General features: G+C 62.7%; 19 protein-coding genes. 7 read left to right on the top strand and 12 right to left on the bottom strand.

The window, feature by feature from the left end; translation table 11 throughout:
- Nucleotides 1-7: 7 nt before the first annotated feature.
- Nucleotides 8-757 carry a F0F1 ATP synthase subunit A gene (locus E0H22_RS03485; RefSeq protein WP_233024354.1) on the bottom strand — a complete coding sequence of 250 codons (750 nt, stop codon included), beginning with the start codon at nt 755-757 and terminating at the stop codon, nt 8-10.
- A gap of 91 nt (nt 758-848) precedes the next feature.
- A complete protein-coding gene (locus tag E0H22_RS03490) occupies nt 849-1,223 on the bottom strand; it encodes an AtpZ/AtpI family protein (protein ID WP_233024355.1) in 375 nt (124 codons plus the stop codon).
- A 482-nt stretch (nt 1,224-1,705) separates the two neighbouring features.
- Here E0H22_RS03490 and E0H22_RS03495 point away from each other — a divergent pair, with 482 nt between their 5' ends.
- The 4 genes from E0H22_RS03495 to E0H22_RS03510 all read left to right on the top strand — a co-directional run bounded on the left by E0H22_RS03495 (nt 1,706) and on the right by E0H22_RS03510 (nt 3,655).
- Nucleotides 1,706-2,326, top strand: a complete 621-nt coding sequence (locus E0H22_RS03495) for a 2-hydroxychromene-2-carboxylate isomerase (protein ID WP_233024356.1) — start codon at nt 1,706-1,708, stop codon at nt 2,324-2,326.
- Nucleotides 2,327-2,400: 74 nt separating this feature from the next.
- A complete protein-coding gene (locus E0H22_RS03500; protein ID WP_233024357.1) occupies nt 2,401-2,877 on the top strand; it encodes a hypothetical protein in 477 nt (158 codons plus the stop codon).
- 53 nt (nt 2,878-2,930) lie between these two features.
- A complete protein-coding gene (locus E0H22_RS03505; protein WP_233024358.1) occupies nt 2,931-3,167 on the top strand; it encodes a DUF6894 family protein in 237 nt (78 codons plus the stop codon).
- Nucleotides 3,168-3,199: 32 nt separating this feature from the next.
- Nucleotides 3,200-3,655 (top strand): secondary thiamine-phosphate synthase enzyme YjbQ, encoded by a 456-nt coding sequence (locus E0H22_RS03510; protein WP_430715210.1) that lies wholly within the window; start codon nt 3,200-3,202, stop codon nt 3,653-3,655.
- A 68-nt stretch (nt 3,656-3,723) separates the two neighbouring features.
- Here the strand turns inward: E0H22_RS03510 and E0H22_RS03515 are convergent, their stop codons facing one another.
- Nucleotides 3,724-5,373, bottom strand: a complete 1,650-nt coding sequence (locus E0H22_RS03515) for an MFS transporter (RefSeq protein ID WP_430715211.1) — start codon at nt 5,371-5,373, stop codon at nt 3,724-3,726.
- Between the two features lie 421 nt (nt 5,374-5,794).
- On the opposite strand from E0H22_RS03515, the gene E0H22_RS03520 reads away from it, so the two are divergent.
- Nucleotides 5,795-6,466, top strand: coding sequence for a response regulator transcription factor (locus E0H22_RS03520; RefSeq protein WP_233024361.1), 672 nt, complete (start codon nt 5,795-5,797; stop codon nt 6,464-6,466).
- A gap of 15 nt (nt 6,467-6,481) precedes the next feature.
- Here the strand turns inward: E0H22_RS03520 and E0H22_RS03525 are convergent, their stop codons facing one another.
- The 8 genes from E0H22_RS03525 to E0H22_RS03560 all read right to left on the bottom strand — a co-directional run bounded on the left by E0H22_RS03525 (nt 6,482) and on the right by E0H22_RS03560 (nt 18,413).
- Nucleotides 6,482-10,000 carry a PAS domain-containing hybrid sensor histidine kinase/response regulator gene (locus tag E0H22_RS03525; protein ID WP_233024362.1) on the bottom strand — a complete coding sequence of 1,173 codons (3,519 nt, stop codon included), beginning with the start codon at nt 9,998-10,000 and terminating at the stop codon, nt 6,482-6,484.
- 129 nt (nt 10,001-10,129) lie between these two features.
- The gene (locus E0H22_RS03530; protein ID WP_233024363.1) at nt 10,130-10,771 is read right to left on the bottom strand and encodes a DapH/DapD/GlmU-related protein; all 642 of its coding nucleotides are present in this window, start codon (nt 10,769-10,771) and stop codon (nt 10,130-10,132) included.
- A gap of 157 nt (nt 10,772-10,928) precedes the next feature.
- Nucleotides 10,929-11,252 (bottom strand): GlpM family protein, encoded by a 324-nt coding sequence (locus E0H22_RS03535; protein ID WP_233024364.1) that lies wholly within the window; start codon nt 11,250-11,252, stop codon nt 10,929-10,931.
- 128 nt (nt 11,253-11,380) lie between these two features.
- The gene (gene hemA, locus E0H22_RS03540) at nt 11,381-12,610 is read right to left on the bottom strand and encodes a 5-aminolevulinate synthase (protein WP_233024365.1); all 1,230 of its coding nucleotides are present in this window, start codon (nt 12,608-12,610) and stop codon (nt 11,381-11,383) included.
- Between the two features lie 248 nt (nt 12,611-12,858).
- A complete protein-coding gene (locus E0H22_RS03545) occupies nt 12,859-13,929 on the bottom strand; it encodes an MBL fold metallo-hydrolase (RefSeq protein ID WP_233024366.1) in 1,071 nt (356 codons plus the stop codon).
- Between the two features lie 256 nt (nt 13,930-14,185).
- Nucleotides 14,186-15,214, bottom strand: coding sequence for a biotin synthase BioB (bioB, locus tag E0H22_RS03550; RefSeq protein ID WP_233024367.1), 1,029 nt, complete (start codon nt 15,212-15,214; stop codon nt 14,186-14,188).
- A gap of 124 nt (nt 15,215-15,338) precedes the next feature.
- Nucleotides 15,339-17,450, bottom strand: a complete 2,112-nt coding sequence (locus E0H22_RS03555) for a methyl-accepting chemotaxis protein (protein WP_430715259.1) — start codon at nt 17,448-17,450, stop codon at nt 15,339-15,341.
- Nucleotides 17,451-17,693: 243 nt separating this feature from the next.
- Nucleotides 17,694-18,413 carry an outer membrane protein gene (locus E0H22_RS03560; RefSeq protein ID WP_233024369.1) on the bottom strand — a complete coding sequence of 240 codons (720 nt, stop codon included), beginning with the start codon at nt 18,411-18,413 and terminating at the stop codon, nt 17,694-17,696.
- A gap of 400 nt (nt 18,414-18,813) precedes the next feature.
- On the opposite strand from E0H22_RS03560, the gene E0H22_RS03565 reads away from it, so the two are divergent.
- On the top strand, nt 18,814-19,179 hold the full coding sequence (locus tag E0H22_RS03565; protein ID WP_233024370.1) for a hypothetical protein: 366 nt from the start codon (nt 18,814-18,816) through the stop codon (nt 19,177-19,179).
- Nucleotides 19,180-19,184: 5 nt separating this feature from the next.
- On the opposite strand, the gene E0H22_RS03570 is transcribed toward E0H22_RS03565, so the two are convergent.
- Nucleotides 19,185-20,090, bottom strand: a complete 906-nt coding sequence (locus tag E0H22_RS03570) for a LysR family transcriptional regulator (protein ID WP_233024371.1) — start codon at nt 20,088-20,090, stop codon at nt 19,185-19,187.
- A gap of 221 nt (nt 20,091-20,311) precedes the next feature.
- Here E0H22_RS03570 and E0H22_RS03575 point away from each other — a divergent pair, with 221 nt between their 5' ends.
- On the top strand, nt 20,312-21,541 hold the full coding sequence (locus tag E0H22_RS03575) for a YbfB/YjiJ family MFS transporter (protein ID WP_233024372.1): 1,230 nt from the start codon (nt 20,312-20,314) through the stop codon (nt 21,539-21,541).
- Nucleotide 21,542: the final 1 nt, after the last annotated feature.

Raw genomic sequence — 21,542 nt, forward strand, 5'->3', positions numbered from 1 at the left:
CCCGGCCTTAGTGGCCGGGGTGAAGGGCGTCGTTGAGATAAATGCAGGTCAGGATCGTGAAGACATAGGCCTGCAGGAAGGCAACGAGCAGTTCGAGGCCGGTCAGCGCCGTGGTCATGGCCAGCGGCAGCAGGGCGCCGGCGGCGCCGACGGCACCGAGCGCGCTGAGCGAGGTCACGAAGCCCGCGAACACCTTCAGGGTGATGTGGCCGGCCAGCATGTTGGCGAACAGACGCACCGAATGCGAAACCGGACGGGAGAGGAAGGAGATGACTTCGATCACCATGATCAGCGGCAGGATGTAGATCGGAATGCCGTGGGGGACGAAGAGCTTGAAGAACTTCAGGCCGTTCTTGTAGAGGCCATAGAGGAACACCGTGAGGAACACCAGCAGCGCCAGCGCGACCGTAACGATCAGGTGGCTGGTGGTGGTGAAGGTATAGGGGATGATGCCGATCATGTTCGCCGTGAGGATGAACATGAAGAGCGAGAACACGAGCGGGAAGAACCGCATGCCTTCTTCGCCGATACTGCTTTTCAGCGTGTTGGCGACGAACTCGTAGGACAGCTCCGCCATCGATTGGAAACGGGTCGGGATCAGGTGACGGCCGGCGCTGCCGCCGAGCATCAGGATCGACACGACGGCGACGGCGCCGAACATGTAGGCCGAGGAATTGGTGAAGGCGATTTCCTGGTTGCCGATATGGCCCAGGGTGAAGATCTTGTGGATCTCAAATTGGTGGATCGGATCGGCCATCCAGCTCGGTCTCTCATCTCAGCCGGATTGCCCGGCGTTTCCCCGCCGGGGAGCCCGGCAATCGACTGCTGCGCCGCGAGGCGCACGAAAATCAACTCTTCTTCCCGACGCCGGCCGATCGCATCACATTCATGACGCCGGCGACGAAGCCGAGCAGCATGAACACGATCAGCCCCCACGGCGATGTCGACAGCAAACGATCGAAGACCCAGCCCAAGATCGTTCCGACGACGACACCCGCGACCAATTCCGAAGAGAGGCGGAGACCCACGGCCATGGCAGATGCCCTGGCCTGCGCGTTTCCGCTTCCACTGTCGGACTGATCAGCCTGCAATTTGCGATCGCCCAAGGTTTTGGACAGTCGTTCATTAAGGCTTCCGAGTCGTGCGGAAAGCGCAGCTTCGTCGAGGTCGGGTAAGCTGCCGGTTCCCTGATTGCTGCTGTCTTTTTTTGTGCCGTCACTCATATTCCGACACCCGAAAAACGCTGCAATTCCCGGAAAATAACGCCCCGTCGCCCTTTGAAAGCCGCGCGGACCATACTTAGCGTGTTCTGCCAAGTCAAGATTCGCTGATCGGTGTTTAGTGCTTTGATTCACTTGATTTTATTGGCGAAATTCGAATCCGGCTGTGCGCCGGTGACGCAGCGCGGAAGCGACTTTCAACATGATCTAGAGCGAGGCTCCGTCCTCATCCAGAAATCTCCGTCCCTCATACCGAGGAGCGCGCCCTTGTGCGCGTCTCGAGGGATGGTTGTACGCTCTGCGCCGGGCCATTCATGGTTCGAGACGGCGCTACGCGCCTCCTCACCATGAGGGCGGAGTGGGGTGGCGCGGATCCCATGACGAGTTTCGCTGAGTTTATCATCGGGCGCGCTTCGCGCGACCCGTTGGCTCTACCTATCCGACAGGCTACGCTTACGACCATTGTTTTCGTTGCCGGAGCCTTCATGTCGCAATCCATCGATTACTATTTCTCGCTGCCTTCGCCCTGGGCCTATATCGGCCACAAACCCTTCATGGATCTCGTAAAGACCTATCATCTGAAGGTGAATTACAAGCCGGTGTTCCTGGGCGAATTGTTCGCCGAAACCGGCGGTCTGCCGCTTGGCAAACGGCACCCGGTGCGGCAGCGCTATCGCTTCCTGGAATTGCAACGCTGGCGCGAAAAGCGCGGGCTGGATTTCAAGTTGCAGCCAAAGAACTGGCCGTTCGACGGCCGCCTCGCCGATGGGGTCGTGATCGCAGCGGTCGAAGCGGGGCTCTATCCGGATGCTTTTCTGCGTAAGGCCTATGCGGCGGTGTGGGAGGGCGAGCAGAATCTCGCCGATCCCGCAGTGCTGGCGCGGCTGGCCGATGAGGCTGGGCTGCCCGGCCAGCAGCTGGTGGCGCGTTCGCCTGCGGCGGAAATCTCGGAGATCTATGAACAGAACCAGAAGGATGCGCAGGCGGGCGATGTGTTCGGCTCGCCGGCCTATGTGCTGAACGGCGAGGTGTTCTGGGGTCAGGACCGGATCGATTTGCTTGGCGATGCGTTGAAGTCAGGGCGCGCGGCGTTCAAGCAGCCTTAAGCTCGAACGTCTGGCGGATGAGGCGGCCGTCAGCTCATCCGCCCCACGGCACAGCGAGACAAGGGAGCGCAATGATGCGAACGACACATTCAGCGCCTCTCTTGTGTGCAATCTCTCTGCTCGGCATCAACGGCGCCGCTGCGCAATCGCCGCCTGACAGTGAGAACGGCCGTTACACATTGTCGGCGGTGAAGGATGGCGTGGTGCGTCTCGATACGCGCACCGGCATTGTCTCTAACTGCTCGGATAAAGGCAATGGCTGGGCCTGTTATGTAGTGCCTGATGAACGTGCCGCTCTCGATGCGGAAATCGGGCGGCTGCAGAAGGAGAATGAGGTGCTCAAGGCGCAGCTTGCAGCACGGAATGGCGCTGCGTCCGGCAAGAGTGGGGACGCGTTGCCCAAGCCGCAGCGCGACAGCGAGCGCAAGATCGAGATTCCGCTGCCAAGCGATCGCGACATGGACCGCATGATGAGCAGCATCGAAAAAGCGTGGCGGCGGTTGGTCGAGATGGCGGGACGGCTGCAGCGCGATTACGGCGGCAGGATTTGAACGCTTTGTTTGCGGCGATGTCCCGTGAATTGCAGGATCAAGAGGAGCTTCAGGTGCCTCGATATTACTTCGATCTGATCGATGGCAAGAAGGTGCCCGACACGGCGGGACAGGTGCTGCGTGATACAGGTGTCGCGATCCGTGTCGCCGATAAGCTGGCGCGGGACATCTACAAGATCCGGCCTGAGCTGCGCGACAGGGATTATGCGATCTCGGTGCGCGACGAGGCCGGAGACGAGGTGCATCGTGCCGACGTCGCCGCAGTGAATGCGTCGTACGGGCGCGACTGATCAGGTATGCCGCGACGATGACAGCCCCATCGATGAGCCGTAGTGAGCCCAAGTCCGTCACCGCCGATGCGGTGGCCACGTCGACATTGACCGTGCAGACCGTTGGAGCCGGCTTCATCGATCTGACGCGCGAGGCTGCGAAGTTTCTTGCGGACGTTTTCGCGCGCGATGGTTCGCTCACGCTGTTCGTCCGCCACACGTCGGCGTCGCTGACGATTCAGGAGAATGCCGATCCGTCTGTGCTGGTGGATCTGACGACCGTTCTCGACCGGATGGCGCCGCAGGCGTTTCCATGGACGCACGATGCCGAGGGGCCGGACGACATGCCGGCACATGTGCGGACCATGCTGACGGCGACGTCGCTGCATGTGCCGGTGCTGTCCGGGCGGATGGCCCTGGGCACCTGGCAGGCGATCTATCTCATCGAGCATCGCGCCCGGCCGCATGCCCGGGAGGTGGTGCTGCAATTCGTGGGGAAGGCGGGGTAGCCACTCCGGCAGAGGCAACAAAAAGGCCGCGGATTGCTCCGCGGCCTCGCTGCTTTCGTTGCTCGAGATCAGCGCGTGATATCGACGTCCTTGGTCTCCGGCAGGAAGATCGCGCCGACGACCACGGTGATCGCTGCGAAGATGATCGGATACCAGAGACCGGCATAGATATCGCCGGTGGAGGCGACGATGGCGAAGGCCGTCGCCGGGAGCAGGCCGCCGAACCAGCCGTTGCCGATGTGATACGGCAACGACATCGAGGTGTAGCGGATCTTGGTCGGGAACAGTTCGACCAGCATGGCCGCGATCGGGCCGTACACCATGGTGACGAACAGCACCAGGACGAACAAGAGGCCGATCACTGCTGCGACCTGCGGACGGAAGATGTCGAACGGATGCGACATCTTCACGATCTGCGCGTCACCCGCCTTCGGATAACCTGCCGCCTGCACCGCTGCGAGCACCTGCGGATTCGAGGTCTTGGCGTCGACGTAGGGAACATCCTTGCCGTTGACCACGACCTTGACCGGCGAGCCGGCCGGACCCGCGGTGGTCGCGTACTTCACCGAGGACGAGGCGAGATAGGCACGAGCCGTGTCACAGGGCTTGCTGAAGACGCGGGTGCCGACCGGATTGAACAGATCGCCGCACTGGGCGGGATCCGACACGACCTCGACCTTCACGGTTTCGATCGCCTTTTCCAGCGCCGGATTGGCGTTGGTGGTGATCATGCGGAAGATCGGGAAGAAGGTCAGCGCGGCGATCAGGCAGCCTGCCAGGATGATCGGCTTGCGGCCGATCTTGTCGGACAGGACGCCGAACACGATGAAGAAGCCGGTGCCGAGCAGCAGCGACCATGCGATCAGCAGATTCGCGGTGTAGCCATCGACCTTGAGGATCGATTGCATGAAGAACAGCGCGTAGAACTGGCCGGTGTACCAGACCACGCCCTGGCCCATCACGCCGCCGAGCAATGCGATGAGGACGATCTTGGCATTGCTCCAGTTGCCGAAGGCCTCGGTGAGCGGGGCCTTGGAGCCCTTGCCCTCGTCCTTCATCTTCTGGAACACCGGCGATTCGTTCAGGCGCAGACGGATCCAGACCGAAATGCCGAGCAGCACCACCGAGACCAGGAACGGAACGCGCCAGCCCCACTTGGCGAATTCGGCCTCGCCGAGGATCGTGCGTGTGAACAGGATCACCAGCAGCGACAGGAACAGGCCGAGCGTTGCCGTGGTTTGAATGAAGGAGGTGTAGTAACCGCGCTTGCCGGGCGGCGAGTGCTCCGCCACGTAAGTCGCCGCACCGCCATATTCGCCGCCAAGCGCCAGGCCCTGAGCGAGACGCAGGATGATCAGGATGATGGGGGCTGCGATGCCGATGGTGGCGGCATTGGGCAGGATGCCGACGATGAAGGTCGACAGGCCCATGATCAGGATGGTCACGAGGAAGGTATATTTGCGGCCGACGATGTCGCCGACGCGGCCAAACACGATGGCGCCGAACGGACGAACGATGAAGCCGGCGGCGAAAGCGAGCAGCGCGAAAATGTCGCGGGTCGCCTGGTTGAACATCGGCTGGCCGGTGGCGGGATCGATGACGCCGAAGAACTGGGCGCCGATGACGCCGGCGAGCGAGCCGAACAAGTAGAAGTCATACCATTCGAAAACGGTGCCGAGAGAGGAGGCGAAGATGACGAAGCGTTCGTCCTTCGTCATCCCCGCGGACTTCGCGGATGTAGCTGCCATGGTAGACATATGTGAATCGCTCCCCGAATGTGTTGCTGCAACTCTGTCGCTGCCGGTCTTGCCGACCGTCTCGCTCGCTGCGCTGAACTACGCCAGCCATTGCAGGGAGCGCCGGAATGCACGCTAACATTGCGCGGAAATCCGACCCAATACGACTTTAGACCTTCGACTTTCGGCGTTCCCCCCGGAGCTGTCCATGCGACGTCGCGGGCGAGGGACGGCGAAGGGGAGGATTTTGCGATGCACAACTCCATTCACCATTTTACCGCGTGGCAGCATTGTATGCTTGCATGGGATGTGCGACCGGGTGACATTGCAACCCTCAATGCGCTTTTGGTTTGGCTGCCTACCATGGCGGCCTCTAAGGCGGCTGCTGAAGTGACGGATCTTGATGACGGTACTCGCTCCCACACGTCTCATCATTGCCGACGACCATCCGCTGTTCCGCGGTGCGTTGCGGCAGGCGGTCAGCAGCGTGCTCCCGACCACAACCATCGAGGAGACGGGAACTTTCGAAGACCTCGCCAAGCTTCTGGAAGAGGATTCGGATGTCGATCTGGTCCTGCTCGATCTGTCGATGCCGGGCATTTCCGGCTTTTCCGGGCTGATCTATCTGCGCGCGCAGTATCCGGCGATTCCGGTGGTGATCGTGTCGGCGAGCGACGATGTCGGCACGATCCGGCAATCGCTGGATTTTGGCGCCTCCGGTTTCATTCCGAAGCGGTTCGGCGTCGATACGCTGCATGACGCGATCACGAAAGTCATGGACGGCGATGTCTGGGTTCCGCCGGATGTCGACATGTCTGCTGCAGCCGATCCGGAAATGTCGAAGCTGCGCGATCGTCTGGTGACGCTGACGCCGCAGCAGGTGCGCGTGCTGATGATGCTGTCCGAAGGATTGCTCAACAAACAGATCGCCTATGAGCTCGGCGTGTCCGAGGCGACCATCAAGGCGCATGTCTCCGCGATCCTGCAGAAGCTCGGCGTGGAAAGTCGCACGCAGGCCGTGATCGCCGCAGCGAAAATCGCCGGCGGTCCGTGGAAGCAGGACGTGGCGTCGTAGGATTTTGCGGGGCGCCTACTCCGCCGCCACCATCTGCTGGTTTCGCCATTGCCCGATCAGTGCCCGCAAGCTTGCCGGCTTCACCGGCTTGTTCTGCACGGCAATCCTGTCGTGCCGCGCGGCCGAGCGGACATGCGGGCTGCGATCGGCGGTGATCAGGATCGCCGGGATGTCCTTGCCAAAACGGCTGCGGATGGCGCGGATGGCGGCGATGCCGTTGCCGCGGTCGAGGTGATAATCGACCAGAACGCCGGTGAGGCGGCGGCCTGACGCCTGGATTTCGGCGATCGCTTCCATCGCCGCTTCGGGATCGGGCACGGCGATCACGTCCGATCCCCAGGCCTGCAGCAGCGTCTTCATGCCGTCGAGGATCGCCGGATCGTTCTCGATGCAGACGATCAGTGTGCCGGACATCGGCGCTTTCGCCAGCGGCGTTGAGGTCGTCACCATGGCGGTATGATTGATCGCCTGCGCGATGGGCACCGTGACCGAGAAGAGCGAGCCGCCGCTGCGGTTCGAATCCAGCGCGATGCCATGATTGAGCACATGGGCGAGACGCTTGACGATGGACAGACCGAGGCCGAGACCGCGTGCGATGCGGGCGCCCTGTTCCAATCGATGGAATTCTTTGAAAATCTCGCCGCGCTTGAGAATAGGAATGCCAACGCCGGTATCGTAGATGCCGATCCGCAGTGCCGAGCCGCGACGGTGACAGCCGACCAGCACGCGGCCCTTCGGCGTATACTTGATGGCGTTGGAAATCAGGTTCTGCAGCAGGCGGCGCAGCAGCAAACGATCGGATTCGACGGGAAGCGAGCACGGCACGAAGCGCAGCTCGATGCCTTTTGCCCGCGCGATCGGCGCATATTCGATCTCCAGCGAGCGCATCAGGTCGCCAATGCGGAACGAGGAAATCGCAGGCGTCATCGCGCCCGCATCGAGACGTGAGATATCGAGCAGCGCGCCGAGGATTTCCTCAATCGCTTCCAGCGATTCGTCGATGTTCTCGACCAGGCGTGCGTCTTCGCCGCCACGCTTGCGTTCGACAAGGCTGGTGACATAGAGGCGTGCCGCATTCAGCGGCTGCAGGATGTCGTGGCCGGCGGCGGCGAGGAAACGGGTCTTGGAAATGTTTGCCTCTTCGGCGTTGCTCTTGGCGCGTGCGAGCTCGCTGTTCAGGCGTGTCAGTTCCTCCGTGCGCTCGCGCACACGCTTCTCCAGCGTGGCGTTGGCCCGTTCCAGCGCCTCGGCGGCTTCGAAGCTCGGCGTGACGTCGGTGAAGGTGAGCACCAGGCCGCCGTCCGGCATCTTGTTGGCGCGCACCTCGATGACGAGATGGCGATCCTTCAGCCGTTCGAGATAGGGCATGCCCTCGGTGGTGTAGGCCTTCAGGCGCGTCTGCAGCCTGGCTTCGTAGTCGCCGGAAGGTGGCGCGCTATGGATGTCGATGAATTCGAGGATTTCCCGCAGGGGAATGCCGATCTGCACGATCTGCGGCGGCAAACCGAGAAGCTCGCCGAAGTGCTGGTTGGAGACGATCAGCTGCAGGTCGGGATTGAAGACCACGATGCCCTGGCGCACATGATTGAGCGCGGTCTGCAGGATTTCGCGATTGAAATGCAGCGCCGCATGGGAATCGTCGAGCAGCTTGAGAGCAGCTTTCGCCGACACGGTCCGCTTGCGCAGCAGCAGCGACATGACCACGCGCGACGATGCGGCGCCGATCGAGGAAGCGATCAGGTACTCGGCATGTTTCAGCAGTTCGAAATCGGCAGGCGCGGCCGGATCGAGATCGACGCGGCGACGGGTCGCGAAAGCATCGAACGATTCGCGGGCGCGGGTCTCGCCAATATACTGGGTCACCGTATTCTGGATGTCCTGCACGGTGACCGCAGTGCGCCAGCGCCGGAATGACGGTGTGATCGGCGTCAGTGCGTTGGGGACGAAAGTATCGGCCTGCAAGCGCTCGATGGAGGACGGCGCGCGCATCAGCGACAGCACGATGTAGGCGAGAATGTTGAGCGACAGGCTCCATAACGTGCCGTGCAGCAGCGGCGGAAGATCCGAGCCGAACAGATCCTGCGGCCGCAGCGCCTCGATGCCGAACGGACCGTGCTGCAGGAACAGCACGCCGGCGGTTGTGGTGTCGAGGAAGCTCGGGATGAACAGCGTATAGGCCCAGACGATGAAGCCGACGACCATGCCGCCCATGGCGCCGCGGGCGGTGGCGCGGCGCCACAGCAGGCCGCCGAAAAAAGCCGGCGCGAATTGTGCGATGGCGGCGAAAGAGAGCAGGCCGATGGCGGCGAGCTGGGTGTTGCCGAGGGCGCGGAAATAGAAATAGGCCATCACCATGATGGCGAAGATGGAGAAACGGCGCGTGCGGAGCAGGAAGTTGCCGTAGTCGGTTTCGCTGTTCGGCGGTGTGGCGCGGCGGCGAAGCGCCAGCGGCAGCAGGATGTCGTTCGACACCATGATCGCCAGCGCGACGCATTCGACGATCACCATGGCGGTGGCCGCCGAGAGGCCGCCGATGAAGACGGCCATGCTGAGGGCGTGCGAACCGGCCTCGATGGGCAGCGCCAGCACATACATGTCGCTGTCGATGGCGCCGAACGGAAAGGTGACAAGGCCGGCCAGTGCGATCGGGATCACGAACAGGTTGATCGCGACGAGATAGAGTGGAAACATCCAGCGCGCGCGGGCAACGCCGGCATCGCCGGCATTCTCCACCACGCTGACATGAAACTGGCGCGGTAGCAGCATGATGGCACAGAACGACAGCAGCACCATGGTCAGGAAGTTGCCGGTCGATGGCGCATATTCGATGGCGCGCAACGCCTCCGGTGTCTTCATCGCGCGCTCATAGAGCTCGTGCGGCGAGAACATCACGAAAGTGACGAAGGCGCCGGCCGCGATGAAGACCACCAGCTTGATAATGGATTCGGTTGCGACGGCGAGCATCAGGCCGTGCTGGTGCTCGGTGGCGTTGGCCTGCCTCGTGCCGAACAGCACGGCGAACACGGCCATGGCGAGTGTCACCACCAGCGCCATGTCGCCGACGATGGGGATGCCGGCGATGGCCTTGTCGTCGCCGAGGATGGTCTCCAGCGAGGAAGCGACGGCTTTGAGTTGCAGCGCGATATAGGGCACCGAACCGATGATGGCGATCACGGCGACGGTGGCAGCCACCGCCTGGCTCTTGCCGTAGCGGGCGGCGATGAAATCGGCGATGGAGGTGATGTTCTGCGATTTGGCGAGACCGATCACCTTACGCAGCAGAGGCGCGCCGAAGACGAACAGCAGGACCGGGCCGATATAGATGGCGATGAATTCCACGCTGGTGCGACTGGCGACGCCGACCGAACCGAAGAACGTCCATGAGGTGCAGTAGATCGCCAGCGAGAGCGGATAGATCATCCTGCCCGCGAAGCCGCGCTCGAACAGGCCGAGCCGGTCGCCATAGGAGGCGACGCAAAACAGGAACCCGATATAGAGAAGGGCGGCGGCGATCACGCCCCAGTCGTGCAGCATGCGTAAAGCTCCGTGGGAATTGGAAACTAGCGCGTTGCGGGGAGCGGGGCGACAGGCATTTGGCGGGAGGGTTTATGGGGCGCTTGCTTCACCTCCCCTCCGGCGAGAGGTGTCCGTGCGTCATTACGATTACCGGTCCCATTTCTCGCAGAACGCCTCGATATCGGCGTTCTGGAAGTCGCCCAGCCTTTCGATGATGGTCTCGAACGGCCAGTTCCACCATGCGATGCGGGCGAGGCGGGTGGCGATCTCCGCCGGGAAGCGCGGGCGGATGAGCTTTGCCGGGACACCGCCGACGATGCTGTAGGGGGCGACGTCGCGGCTCACCACTGCGCCGGCCGCGAGCACGGCTCCATCACCCACGCTCACGCCCGGAAGGACGATGGCGCCATGTCCGATCCAGACGTCGTTGCCGATGGTGACGACGTCATCGCGCCAGTTGGCGAAGAAGCCGGCGTCGCGCGTGGCGTCGGCGCTGTAATATTCGGGACAATAGGTGAAGCGGTGCAGCGACGGGCGGTCCATCGGATGGTTGGGTGCGCCGATGCGCACCGAGGCGGCGATGGCGCAGAACTTTCCGACCCGCGCATCGGCCACCGTGCAATTGGGGCCGAGATAGCTGTAGTCGCCGAGCGAGGTATATTCGACATGGGTGTTGTCGAGGATCTCGCAGCAGGCGCCGATCGTGACCTCGCGTGAGGTGACGGTGGGATGGATGAAGGTTTTCGCGAGCTTGGGGGCCTTGGGCGTGTTCTTGGGCGTGTCGGTCATGGGTCTCGATCCGAAAAGCATCGCGTAGGGCGGTTGGATGACAGTTCGATAACGGCTGAGACGGCGCACAGTCGTAGGGCGGATGAGCGAAGCGCAATCCGCCGGCCGAGGTGACAGCTGAAACGCCGCGGCGGATTACGCCTTCGGCTTATCCGCCCTACGGCAGCGCATAAAAGCTGATCATGATCACTATCAGCCACGCTGCGATGCCGGCCGCAATCGCGAGACGGTAGTCCATCGATCCGATGGTCAGGTAGCAAACGCCGAGAAAGGCGAGATAGGCCGGAATGGTCTTGGCGCCGGCAACGCAGGCCTCGCGAAAGCCGGAGGCCTCGCCCTTGGCGCCGACGATGGCGAGCGCGATGATGGCGAAGGTCGGGAACAGCGGCAGGATGCCCGGCAGCGTGTTGCCGCGCTTGGACAGAAAGGCGATCAGCGCCGTGAGCAGGCCGCCGAGAATGCCTTTCCAGATGATGTCCAAGGGGGAGCTTCCTGTTGATGCGGTGATCGTAGCCCGGATGGAGCGCAGCGCAATCCGGGAATCAGAGCATCGGCATATCGCCGGCCCCCGGATTTCGCTGCGCTCCATCCGGGCTACAAGGCGGAGACTTACTCCGCCGCCAGTGCCTTGGCGCGCAGCGGCATGCCGAGCTGGTCCCAGACCTGCAGCAGCGCTTCTGCCAGATGATCGATCAGCACGTCGTCATGGTAGGGCGACGGGGTGATGCGCAGGCGCTCTTCACCCTTGGCGACGGTGGGATAGTTGATCGGCTGGATGTAGATGCCGTGGTCTTCCAGTAAGAGATCGCTGGCCTTCTTGCACAGTTCTGCATCGCCGACGAAGACCGGCACGATATGGGTGTCGGTTGACATCACCGGAATGCCGGCAGCAGTGAGCACGGCCTTCAGGCGCGCGGCGCGGTCCTGGTGGCGTTCGCGCTCCCAGCTCGACGTCTTGAGGTGCTTGATGGCAGCGGTCGCGGCGGAGCAGATCGCCGGCGGCAGCGCTGTCGTGAAGATAAAGCCCGGCGCATAGGAGCGCACGGCATCGACGATGTCGCGGCTGGCCGCGATATAGCCACCGAGGCAGCCATAGGCCTTGGCGAGCGTGCCTTCGAGCACGTCGATGCGATGCATGACGCCATCGCGCTCGGCGATGCCGCCGCCGCGCGGGCCATACATGCCGACGGCGTGAACCTCGTCCACATAGGTCATGGCGTTGTAGCGCTCGGCGAGATCGCAGATCGCAGCCAGCGGCGCCACGTCGCCATCCATCGAATACAGGCTCTCGCAGGCGATGAGTTTCGGCCTGTCGGGATCGGCGGCCTTCAGCAGTTCCTCGAGATGGGCGACATCGTTATGGCGGAACACGATGCGCTCGCAGCCGGACTGGCGGATGCCTTCGATCATCGAATTGTGGTTCAGCGCGTCCGAGAGAATGAGGCAGTTCGGCATCAGCTTGGCAAGCGTGGAGATGCCGGTCTGGTTCGAGACATAGCCCGAGGTGAAAAGCAGCGATGCTTCCTTGCCATGGAGATCCGCGAGCTCTTCCTCGAGCTGCACCAGCGGATGATGGGTGCCGGCGATGTTGCGGGTGCCGCCGGCACCGGTGCCGACGCGGGTCGCGGTCTCGACCATGGCGCCGACCACTTTCGGGTGCTGGCCCATGCCGAGATAGTCGTTGGAGCACCAGATGACGACGTTGCGCGGGCCTTTGGGCGTGTGCCAGACCGCGTGCGGGAACCGGCCGGCGATACGTTCAAGATCGGCGAAGACACGATAGCGGCGCTCGTCATGGAGACGGGAGAGCGCATCGCTGAAGAACTTGCTGTAATCCATCGGAAAAACACCCAAAACGGAACCCGAAACCCAGCTCAAGCTCCGTTTTAGAGCCTTTCCAGACGGACTGTCGAGGCGCAATTGGGCAAATTGCCCAACGGTTGCTCGCTCTCCTTCCCGATGTCCCGGACGCGATGCAATGCGCGGTGTTGCTTTGCAGAATCGGGATCGTAACGAACGCCGGAGCTTCGTGCGGTCCCGGCTAGGATACCGCACCGCGTCCGGGACATGAGAGTTCGGTGACCAGACTAGATCGCGCTAAACCGCAGCAAGCCGTCGCTGCACAGTTCCTGGCTCAGCCGGCCCTCCGCGAGCATATAGTTGACATGGGCGATCAATTCGCCGGCGGCGAAGCCGGTCTGGTGAGCGTCCAGCTTGTGCTTGTGAAACACGACCGGCACGAGCTGCGCTGACGTCTTGGCCCCGGTGCGACAGGCATCCGCGATCATCTGACAGCGTTCCTCGTGATGCTCGGCGAGCTGCCTGATCCTGATCTTGAGGCCGTAGAACGGCACGCCATGACCCGGCAGCACCAGCGCATCATCGGGCAGCGCGGTTGCGATGGCATCGAGCGATGTCAGATAGGCGCCCAGCGAATTCTCATCGGGCTCATGGGCCCAGACGCTGACGTTGGGCGAGATCTTGCTCAGCACCTGATCGGCGGAAAGATAGATATTGTCGGCGGCGCTGTAGAGCGTGACCTGATCGGGCGAATGGCCAGCACCGGTGATGATCTGGAAATTGCGCACGCCAATCGTGAGGGTATCGCCATGGCTGAGCCGCCGATAGGCGGCGGGCAGCGGCACGGTGCGCTTGAGATAGTCCTGGCCGCGGCCGAGCAACTGCTCGGTGATATCGGCATCCATGCCATGGCGCCGGAAGAACTGGCGCATATTGACCAGACGTTCCTCGGTGCGGCGGTTCTGATGATAGACGCCCTGCAGATATTCGACCTGCGACATGTAGAAGGGACAGCCGAAGCGCTGCACGATCCAGCCGGCCTGGCCGACATGGTCGGGATGTGCATGGGTGACGATCACCTTGCTGATGGCGATGCCTTTGAGCGGCCCGTCGAACAGTTTCGTCCATGCAGCAATGGTGGCGTCATTGCCGAAGCCGGTGTCGACCATGGCCCAGCCGTCGCCATCGGCAAGCAGATAGATGTTCACGTGGTTGAGGCGGAACGGCAGATCGAGCCGGATCCATTTGATGCCGGGGGCGATATCGACGACCTGATCAGGGCCCGGATGGCTTTCGATGGGATAACGGAGGTCGTCTGCTGGCTTCGCTTCAGAAGGCTTGGCGCTGGCGTCTGTCATCGTCTTTTTGTCCTTTGCATCCGGCTTAGCGGGCGAAGGACCCCTGCGCCAGCCCCTAATTGGGCGGCGCAGGGCATGGGTGAGGAGCGTTTTTGTGTATCAGCGACCCGTGTCCCGGACGCGGCGCAACGCGCAGCGTTGCTCCGCAGAGCCGGGACCGTAACAACCGCCGTCGTTCCTGATGGTCCCGGCTCTGCGAAGCGGCACTTCGCGCCGCATCGCGTCCGGGACACGATTCGATCGCAGCTAGCTGTCTCTACGCGCTGGCGCGCATGGCGGCCGGCGCGGCTTCCGTGGCTGAGATGCCCGAGGTCATGCCGAGGCGATCCAGAAGATTGGCGTCGCGATCGGTCTGCGGGTTCTTGGTGGTGAGCAGCACATCGCCGATGAAGATCGAATTGGCGCCGGCGAGGAAGCACAGGGCCTGCAATTCGTCGGTCATGTATTGCCGTCCCGCGGAAAGCCGGACCACGCTCTTCGGCATCATGATACGCGCCACCGCGATCATGCGGACGAGGGCGATCGGATCGGGACGCTCGGCCGTGTCGTTGACCGGCACGCCCTTCACCTCGTTCCAGAGATTGATCGGCACCGAGTCCGGATGATGCGGCATGTTGGCAAGCAGCAGCAGCATGCCGAGGCGATCCTCGACCTGTTCGCCCATGCCGATGATGCCGCCGCAGCAGGTCTTGAGGCCCGCCTCATGGGCGCGCGACAGCGTGTCGATCCGGTCCTGCATCGTGCGCGTGGTGATAATCTTGCCGTAGAATTCCGGCGAGGTGTCGACATTGTGATTGTAGAAATCGAGACCGGCGGCGTGCAGGCGTTTCGCCTGATCGTCGGTGAGCATGCCGAGTGTGGCGCAGGTCTCCATGCCGAGCGACTTCACTGCGCTCACCATGTCGCAAACGCGATCGAGATCCTTGTCCTTCGGGTTGCGCCATGCGGCGGCCATGCAGAAGCGGCTGGCGCCGGCATCCTTCGCGCGCTGCGCGGTGGCGACGACGGCGTCCTGGTCCATCAGCTTGGTGGCCTTGAGGCCCGTATCGTAATGCGCGCTTTGCGAACAGTAGCCGCAGTCTTCGGCGCAGCCGCCGGTCTTGATGCTGAGCAGGCTCGCCGTCTCGATATGATTGGGATCGAAATTGCTGCGATGGATGCTTTGCGCCTGGAAGATCAGGTCGGAGAAAGGCAGCGCATAGAGCGCGGCGGCCTCGTGCCGCTGCCAGTCATGGCGCAGGTCCTGGCGCGGCTGATGGATCGATGTGACTGAAGATGTCGGCATGGTGCAGTCCTCGCAGCTGGCGCAGCCCGAGGGTCATGGACTGCGTGGGGAGCAGTCCATGAATTATGTGGCGAGCGCAAGGACGCGCGGCGCGTATTGTCGCACGCTGCGCGCCAAGGCTGCGTCAGGCCGCGCGGATACTGGTCAGGAATTCGTCGATTTCGCCGCGGAGAATATCGGCCTCGCGCCGGAGTTCGCCGGAGGCGCCGAGCACATCCGTCGCCGCAGCGCCGGCCTGAGACGACGCATCGTTCACGCCGACGATGTTGGTCGACACTTCGCTGGTGCCGCCCGCCGCATGCTGGATGTTGCGGGCGATTTCGCGTGTCGCCGCACCCTGCTGTTCCACGGCGGTGGCGATGGCCGCGCTGACTTCATTGATCTCGGTGATGGTCTGGCCAATGTTTCTGATCGCGCCAACCGCAGTAGACGTGACCTGCTGCATGGCGACGATCTGCGTACGGATTTCGTCGGTGGCTTTCGCGGTCTGTTCGGCGAGGCCCTTCACCTCCGATGCGACCACTGCAAAGCCACGGCCGGCATCGCCCGCGCGCGCCGCCTCGATGGTGGCATTGAGCGCCAGCAAATTGGTTTGGGAGGCGATGGTCTGGATGAGATCGATCACCACGCTGATGCGGTTTGCGCTCTCGGCAAGGCCCTGCATCGTGGCGTCGGTGGCACCGGCCTCGCTCACGGCCTTGGCGGCGATCTGCGCTGAGGTGGTGACCTGACGGCTAATCTCGGCAATCGACGATGTCAGCTCTTCGGTGCCGGCAGAAACCGTCTGCACGTTTACTGATGTCTCTTCGGCAGCGGCGGCCACGGCGCTGACAAGGGCGCTCGAGCGGTCGGCCGTGGCCGACATGTCCTGAGCGGTCGTTTGCATGGAGTTGGCAGCTGTCTGCAGCTTGTCGAGCGCGGCGCGAACCTTGCCCTCGAAATCGTGGATGCGCGCCTCGACGCGCGTCGCGCGCTCGGTCTTGGCGAGACGGTCGCGATCCTGCTCGGCGCTCATCTTGCGCGCATTGATCATGTTCTCGCGGAATACCTCCAGCGAGTCGGCCATCACGGTGATCTCGTCCTGCTGCTTGCCGCGTGCGATCTGGGTTTCGAGGTCGCCGCTCGAAAGCGCCTGCATCGCCTTCTGCAGCTGCGCGATGCGGCGCAGGATGTTGCGGCCGACATAGAACCAGACGAACAGGGCCGAGCCGATCAGGGTCAGGCCGCCAAGCGCGAGCATGATCCGCGTCGAGAGCGAGATCGTCGTTTGGGCGTTTGCGGTCGAGGCGTCGGTTTCGGCGCGCACCTTGTCGACCAACATCTTCACGCTGATGCCAAGGCCTGCATTGAGCTTCCGAGTTTCGTCGAGAATGAGTTCGCCATATTCGAGCGTGTCGAGTTCTTTCTGACGAACCTTGAAGACGCCGTTCTTGCCGTCGCCGAGTGCAAGCAATTGCTCGGCGGCCTTGCGCAGATCCGGGATGCTGCTGATCGCACCCTCAAGCGCGGAGAGATTCGTCTTCACCCGCGTCTGTGCGGTTTTGAAGTTGTCCTCGATGGGAGAGAGCGCTTCGCCGGAGCCGGCTGACAGCGCGGCCATCAGATCGGACGAGATCAGGTTGGTGTCGGCAACGACATTGCCGATCTGCACGATGATCCGCGAGGCCTCACCGGAATCCTCGGCCGAGAACACGACGGCACGCAAGGTTGCGTCCATGCCGGCCTGGGCGTCGGCGATGGCCGGTGCCGCCTGCTTGACGAAATTATCGGCGGCGGCGCGTACGGCATTATAGAGCTTGTCGTGCAGGACTGCGGCGTCGATTTTTTCCTGCGTCGCAGCGCCGAGGCTGCGGATGGTGTCCTCGATGTTCTTTACGCTGTCACCGAGGGCGGCCACGACAGCCTTGTCGGCGCCGAGCTGCGCGATGCTGCCAAGCTTCTGTACCGCGACCTTGTGGGTGTCGCGCATGCGCTGCGAGCGCTCCCTCAAGATATCTGCAGTAGGAGAAGCGAGCAGCATCGGCCCCTGGCTGGCCAGACTCTCACTCGCGGTGGCGAGTTCGAGGCTGGCGGTGAGCTTGGGAATGTCGCGACCGTTGAGATCGGTCATCATCTGGCCGAGCTGACCGAGGATCGCTCCGGCGCCGGCGCTGATGAGAATCGCCATGCCGGCTATGACCGTGAAGGCGGCGAACAGGCTGCCGCGAATGCCAAAGCGCGGACGCGACAGGCGCATGCGTCCGAATTTCCCAGAAACCGACTTCACGTTCATGACTCCCCCACGTCCGCGGTAGTGTCAGGCGGAACGCGGTTGGGAGTATGCTGCTACCCAGTTAACATTCGGGTAAATCGGTGCTCCCAGGCTGTCGTGAAGCTTACGCGGTTATCGAGACCTAAACGCGACGCGGAGGACAAACAAAAAGGCCGGCGTTGCCGCCGGCCTTTCCGTTCGTTACGAGCCTGAGATCAGGCGCGAAGCTTAGTACTTCGCGACGACCGGGCCGCCCCAGTTGAAGCGGTAGTTCAGGCCAGCCTTGACGGTGTGCTGGTCGTTCTTGGACGAACCGTAAATAGCCGACAGGGCCGGGGTGGTGATTTCGGTCTTGCCGAAGTCGTAGTACTGATACTCGATCTTGCCCGACCAGTTCTGGGTGAACAGGTATTCGAGACCGGCACCAACGGTGTAGCCGTTGTCCTTGGTGGTGGTGGCGAAGCCGCCAGTGTAACCAACCGGAGCGAACAGGGTTTCGGTGGCGTCCTGATAAGCCCAGCCGCCCTTCACGTAGAGCAGCGCCGGACCCCAGGTGTAACCGATGCGGCCGGTGACCGAGGCCAGACCCTTCTGGTTCAGGTTGTAGCCGAAGCCGGTGCCACCGAACACGATGTTGGTGTTGTTGTTGCCAACCCAGCTGTACTGACCTTCGATACCGATCACCCAGTTCGGAGCGAACTGATAGTCGGCGCCGGCCTGCACGCCGCCCAGGAAGCGACCGTCAGAGTTGTCCGAGGTGCCGCCGAAGCCGCTGTTGCCGTTGAAGGCGCCGCCGACGTGACCGCCGATGTAGAAGCCGGTCCAGTTGTAGATCGGGGCAGCGACGTAAGCCGGAGCCTTGGTGTAGGGACGGGCAGCGAGGTCAGCGGCCGAGGCCGAAGCGCCCATCGCGAGGAGGGCAGCGGTGCCCAGCAGGAACTTCTTCATTTTTTCTTCTCCAGAAAACCGTTTTAGAGCGGGGCGCGCTTGGGCTCCGTCTATGCCGTCGAAATAGACAGGTTTTGCGCAAATTGCTGTCACCCATTCGCCACAGCGGCCTACAACCCGACACGATGAGACGCTGCGCAAAATTATCCTTAGCGACAAATTAATTAAAATTGAAAGAACTGTTAATTTTCAGCGAGTTAACGGGGCTATGCAGGCCGATGCAGCAACCCGTAACGATTTGGTTTCGCTCCAAATAGATTTCTTGTGATCGACGGCGTCGGAATCGCCCCTTTGTAGGGCACCAGCGCGTCGCCGTGGCGGCCGAAACAAACTTCATTCGTCCCGATTACCTCCTGACGCGGTGCCGTTCGGCGCCTGTCCGTCAATGGAAGCGCGTTGGATGCAGGTCGAGCGGATTTTGAGGGAATATGGTCAGTTTCTCCGGCCGATGGCCGAGGCGCCGCGCGACGGGCGACGAATCCTCGGTCGCGCCGCGCAGAGCCAGCGCATGATCTCCTGTTACTGGGAGTTGCATCCGGCAGGGCTGATCGGCCCGAACTGGGTAGAGGAGCGGGACAGCACGGTCGGCTACGTCGATCGTTTTTTCGACGGCTGGATCCGGCTGTCCGACTTCCGTTTGCTGGATGCCAACGCGATCAACCGCCTGCTGGTCGCCTATATCGACGATGCCAGGGCCGTGGATGATCGCGATGCCCTGAGCGTATTGGAGATGACGGGCGATCGTCGGGGCCTGGAGACCGGTTAAAGCGCTCAGACTGCCGCCGGCTCCAGCGATGCAAGGGGCAATTCGTTCGCGCGCGATCGGGTCAGCTGCAGGAACGCCGTCATGGCGCTGGACACGAAGCCATCGTGGCGGCGGACAAACAGTGTTGCGACATGACCTGCGTTAGATGGAAGTTCATGAACGGCGATCCGGCCTGCCTGCCAGGCCGGCTCGACGATCCCCTTGGGGAGCAGTGTCACGCCGATGCCTGCGGAAACACAGCTGATGATGGCTTCCAACGAGCCGAATTCCAGAGGCTTGGCCGTGATCACCCCCATGTCCGCGAGCAGGCTGTCGAGCCGCTGGCGATAGGAGCAGCCGGCCTGGAAGACGATGGTCTTGAGGTCGGCGATAGCCTTGAGCCCGTCGAGGCCGCGAAACTGGCGCGACGTGACGAGCACCAGCTCCTCGGTGAAGACGGTCTCTTGGTGCAGGTCCGGATGGGTCACCGGCCCAGCGACGAAGGCGCCCTCGAGGCGGCAGTTGATGACGTCATCAAGCAATTTGCGCGTGGTCCCGGTGGTGACGGCCAGCCGAACCTCGGGATAGGTCCTGGCGAATTGCGTCAGGAGAGGCGACAGGCGCAATGCCGTCGTCGTTTCCAGGCTGCCGAGATGCAGGCTGCCGTGCGGCGCGCCGTCATCCCTGGCTGCAGTTCGCACATCCGCGAGCAGTTTTGTCAGTCGGGCGACAAGGGGCAGAATTCTGCGACCCGATGGCGTCGTCGAAACGCCCCGCGCATGCCGATGAAACAGGCTGACCCCAAGCTCGTCCTCAAGCGCGCGAATACGGGCGGTGACATTGGACTGGACCGTGTTCAGCTCGGCGGCGGCCCGGTTCATGCTGCCGTGTCGGGACACGGCCTCAAAAATCACGAGATCCGACACATCCATCGCGTATTCCTTTTCAAGATAGCTTGATGCTTGACGAAGCCCGGGTAGCGAGGACGGAAACCTGCTCAATACCCGGCAGCACACTGATTTCCTTGGCACATCCCCGCGTATGTCTGGTCTCTGCTATCTCAAGAGCAGATACCCTTATCGCGTCTAATCGCTTTTTGAGATATATTCTAGGGCCTAACATCTCCAAAACCTATAGGTCTGGAGATCGCGTCATGTCAGGTGCCCGAAGCGAAGCACGCGGGACGTCAACCCATCGCTATCCCGATATGGCCTGGCGCCCCGTTCTATCGGCGTTCTGCGCCAGCCTGATCGGGATCGGATTGGCCCGTTTCGCCTATACTCCTCTACTGCCTGCCATCGTCAGCGCCCATTGGTTCGATGCCTCGACGGCTGCCTATCTCGGCGCCGCGAATCTGGCGGGCTATCTGGCTGGCGCCTTGCTGGGGCGTCGCCTCGCCGTCCGTTGGTCGGTGGTGACCGTCCTGCGGGTAATGATGTTGCTTGCGACGGCCGCCTTTTTTGCTTGTGCCGAGCCGTTGTCATTCGTCTGGTATTTCGGCTGGCGATTTGCCGCCGGACTCGCGGGCGGAGGGCTGATGGTGCTGGCAGCGCCGACTGTGCTGGCACATGTGCCAGGGCCGCGTCGTGGTCTCGCCGGCGGCGTCATCTTCATGGGCGTCGGCGCCGGCGTTGCGGCATCGGGAACGCTCGTCCCCCTGTTGCTGCAGGGTGGTGTCGCCCAGACCTGGATCGGTCTCGGCCTGCTGTCGGCGCTGCTGACGGCCCTGGCCTGGGGAGGCTGGCCGCATGAGAAGGCCGACGCATCGACGCCGATCGACAACGCGCCGGCAGCGGCGGGCCGCGCGCGTTCAATCACGTTGGGCGCTCTTTACGGCGAATACGCCCTGAATGCCGCGGGCTGGGTGCCGCATATGATCTTCCTCGTGGATTATGTCGCACGCGGACTGCATCAGGGCGTCGAGGTCGGTGCCGAATTCTGGGTGCTGTTCGGGATCGGTGCGACCTTGGGACCGGTGGTGGCCGGTCATCTCGCCGACCGCGCCAGCTTTGGCGCGGCGTTGCGCTTGGCGTTCTTCATCGAGGCCATCGCCGTTGCGCTGCCCGTATTCGACCTCGGCCGAGCAGGTCTGGTCGTCTCAAGCGTCATCGTTGGTGCGTTCGTCACCGGCACCGTGCCGCTTGTGCTCGGCCGCATCGGCGAATTGCTGCCGCATCAGCCCGCACGGCAAAAGGCCGCCTGGAGTACGGCGACCGTTGCCTTCGCGATCTTTCAGGCTGCGGCGGCCTACGGACTGTCATTCATGTTCGAGTACAGCGGCGGCGACTACCGGATGCTGTTCGTCCTCGGCGCCTGCGCGATCGCTGCGGCGTTGGCGCTCGACTTGGTGACCGCGGTGTTCACAGCGCGACGTGTGCAGTGAC

The organism is Rhodopseudomonas boonkerdii (assembly GCF_021184025.1).
In the GTDB taxonomy this organism is placed as follows: domain Bacteria; phylum Pseudomonadota; class Alphaproteobacteria; order Rhizobiales; family Xanthobacteraceae; genus Tardiphaga; species Tardiphaga boonkerdii.

Coding starts and splice junctions, on each gene's coding strand:
- E0H22_RS03485 (WP_233024354.1), bottom strand. CDS start 757: ATGGCCGATCCGATCCACCAATTTGAGATCCACAAGATCTTCACCCTG.
- E0H22_RS03560 (WP_233024369.1), bottom strand. CDS start 18,413: ATGAAGAAGTTCCTGCTGGGCACCGCTGCCCTCCTCGCGATGGGCGCT.
- E0H22_RS03555 (WP_430715259.1), bottom strand. CDS start 17,450: ATGCGCCTGTCGCGTCCGCGCTTTGGCATTCGCGGCAGCCTGTTCGCC.
- E0H22_RS03570 (WP_233024371.1), bottom strand. CDS start 20,090: ATGGATGTGTCGGATCTCGTGATTTTTGAGGCCGTGTCCCGACACGGC.
- E0H22_RS03565 (WP_233024370.1), top strand. CDS start 18,814: ATGCAGGTCGAGCGGATTTTGAGGGAATATGGTCAGTTTCTCCGGCCG.
- hemA (WP_233024365.1), bottom strand. CDS start 12,610: ATGGATTACAGCAAGTTCTTCAGCGATGCGCTCTCCCGTCTCCATGAC.
- E0H22_RS03520 (WP_233024361.1), top strand. CDS start 5,795: ATGACGGTACTCGCTCCCACACGTCTCATCATTGCCGACGACCATCCG.
- E0H22_RS03525 (WP_233024362.1), bottom strand. CDS start 10,000: ATGCTGCACGACTGGGGCGTGATCGCCGCCGCCCTTCTCTATATCGGG.
- E0H22_RS03510 (WP_430715210.1), top strand. CDS start 3,200: ATGAGCCGTAGTGAGCCCAAGTCCGTCACCGCCGATGCGGTGGCCACG.
- E0H22_RS03575 (WP_233024372.1), top strand. CDS start 20,312: ATGTCAGGTGCCCGAAGCGAAGCACGCGGGACGTCAACCCATCGCTAT.
- bioB (WP_233024367.1), bottom strand. CDS start 15,214: ATGCCGACATCTTCAGTCACATCGATCCATCAGCCGCGCCAGGACCTG.
- E0H22_RS03500 (WP_233024357.1), top strand. CDS start 2,401: ATGCGAACGACACATTCAGCGCCTCTCTTGTGTGCAATCTCTCTGCTC.
- E0H22_RS03490 (WP_233024355.1), bottom strand. CDS start 1,223: ATGAGTGACGGCACAAAAAAAGACAGCAGCAATCAGGGAACCGGCAGC.
- E0H22_RS03495 (WP_233024356.1), top strand. CDS start 1,706: ATGTCGCAATCCATCGATTACTATTTCTCGCTGCCTTCGCCCTGGGCC.
- E0H22_RS03515 (WP_430715211.1), bottom strand. CDS start 5,373: ATGACGAAGGACGAACGCTTCGTCATCTTCGCCTCCTCTCTCGGCACC.
- E0H22_RS03530 (WP_233024363.1), bottom strand. CDS start 10,771: ATGACCGACACGCCCAAGAACACGCCCAAGGCCCCCAAGCTCGCGAAA.
- E0H22_RS03545 (WP_233024366.1), bottom strand. CDS start 13,929: ATGACAGACGCCAGCGCCAAGCCTTCTGAAGCGAAGCCAGCAGACGAC.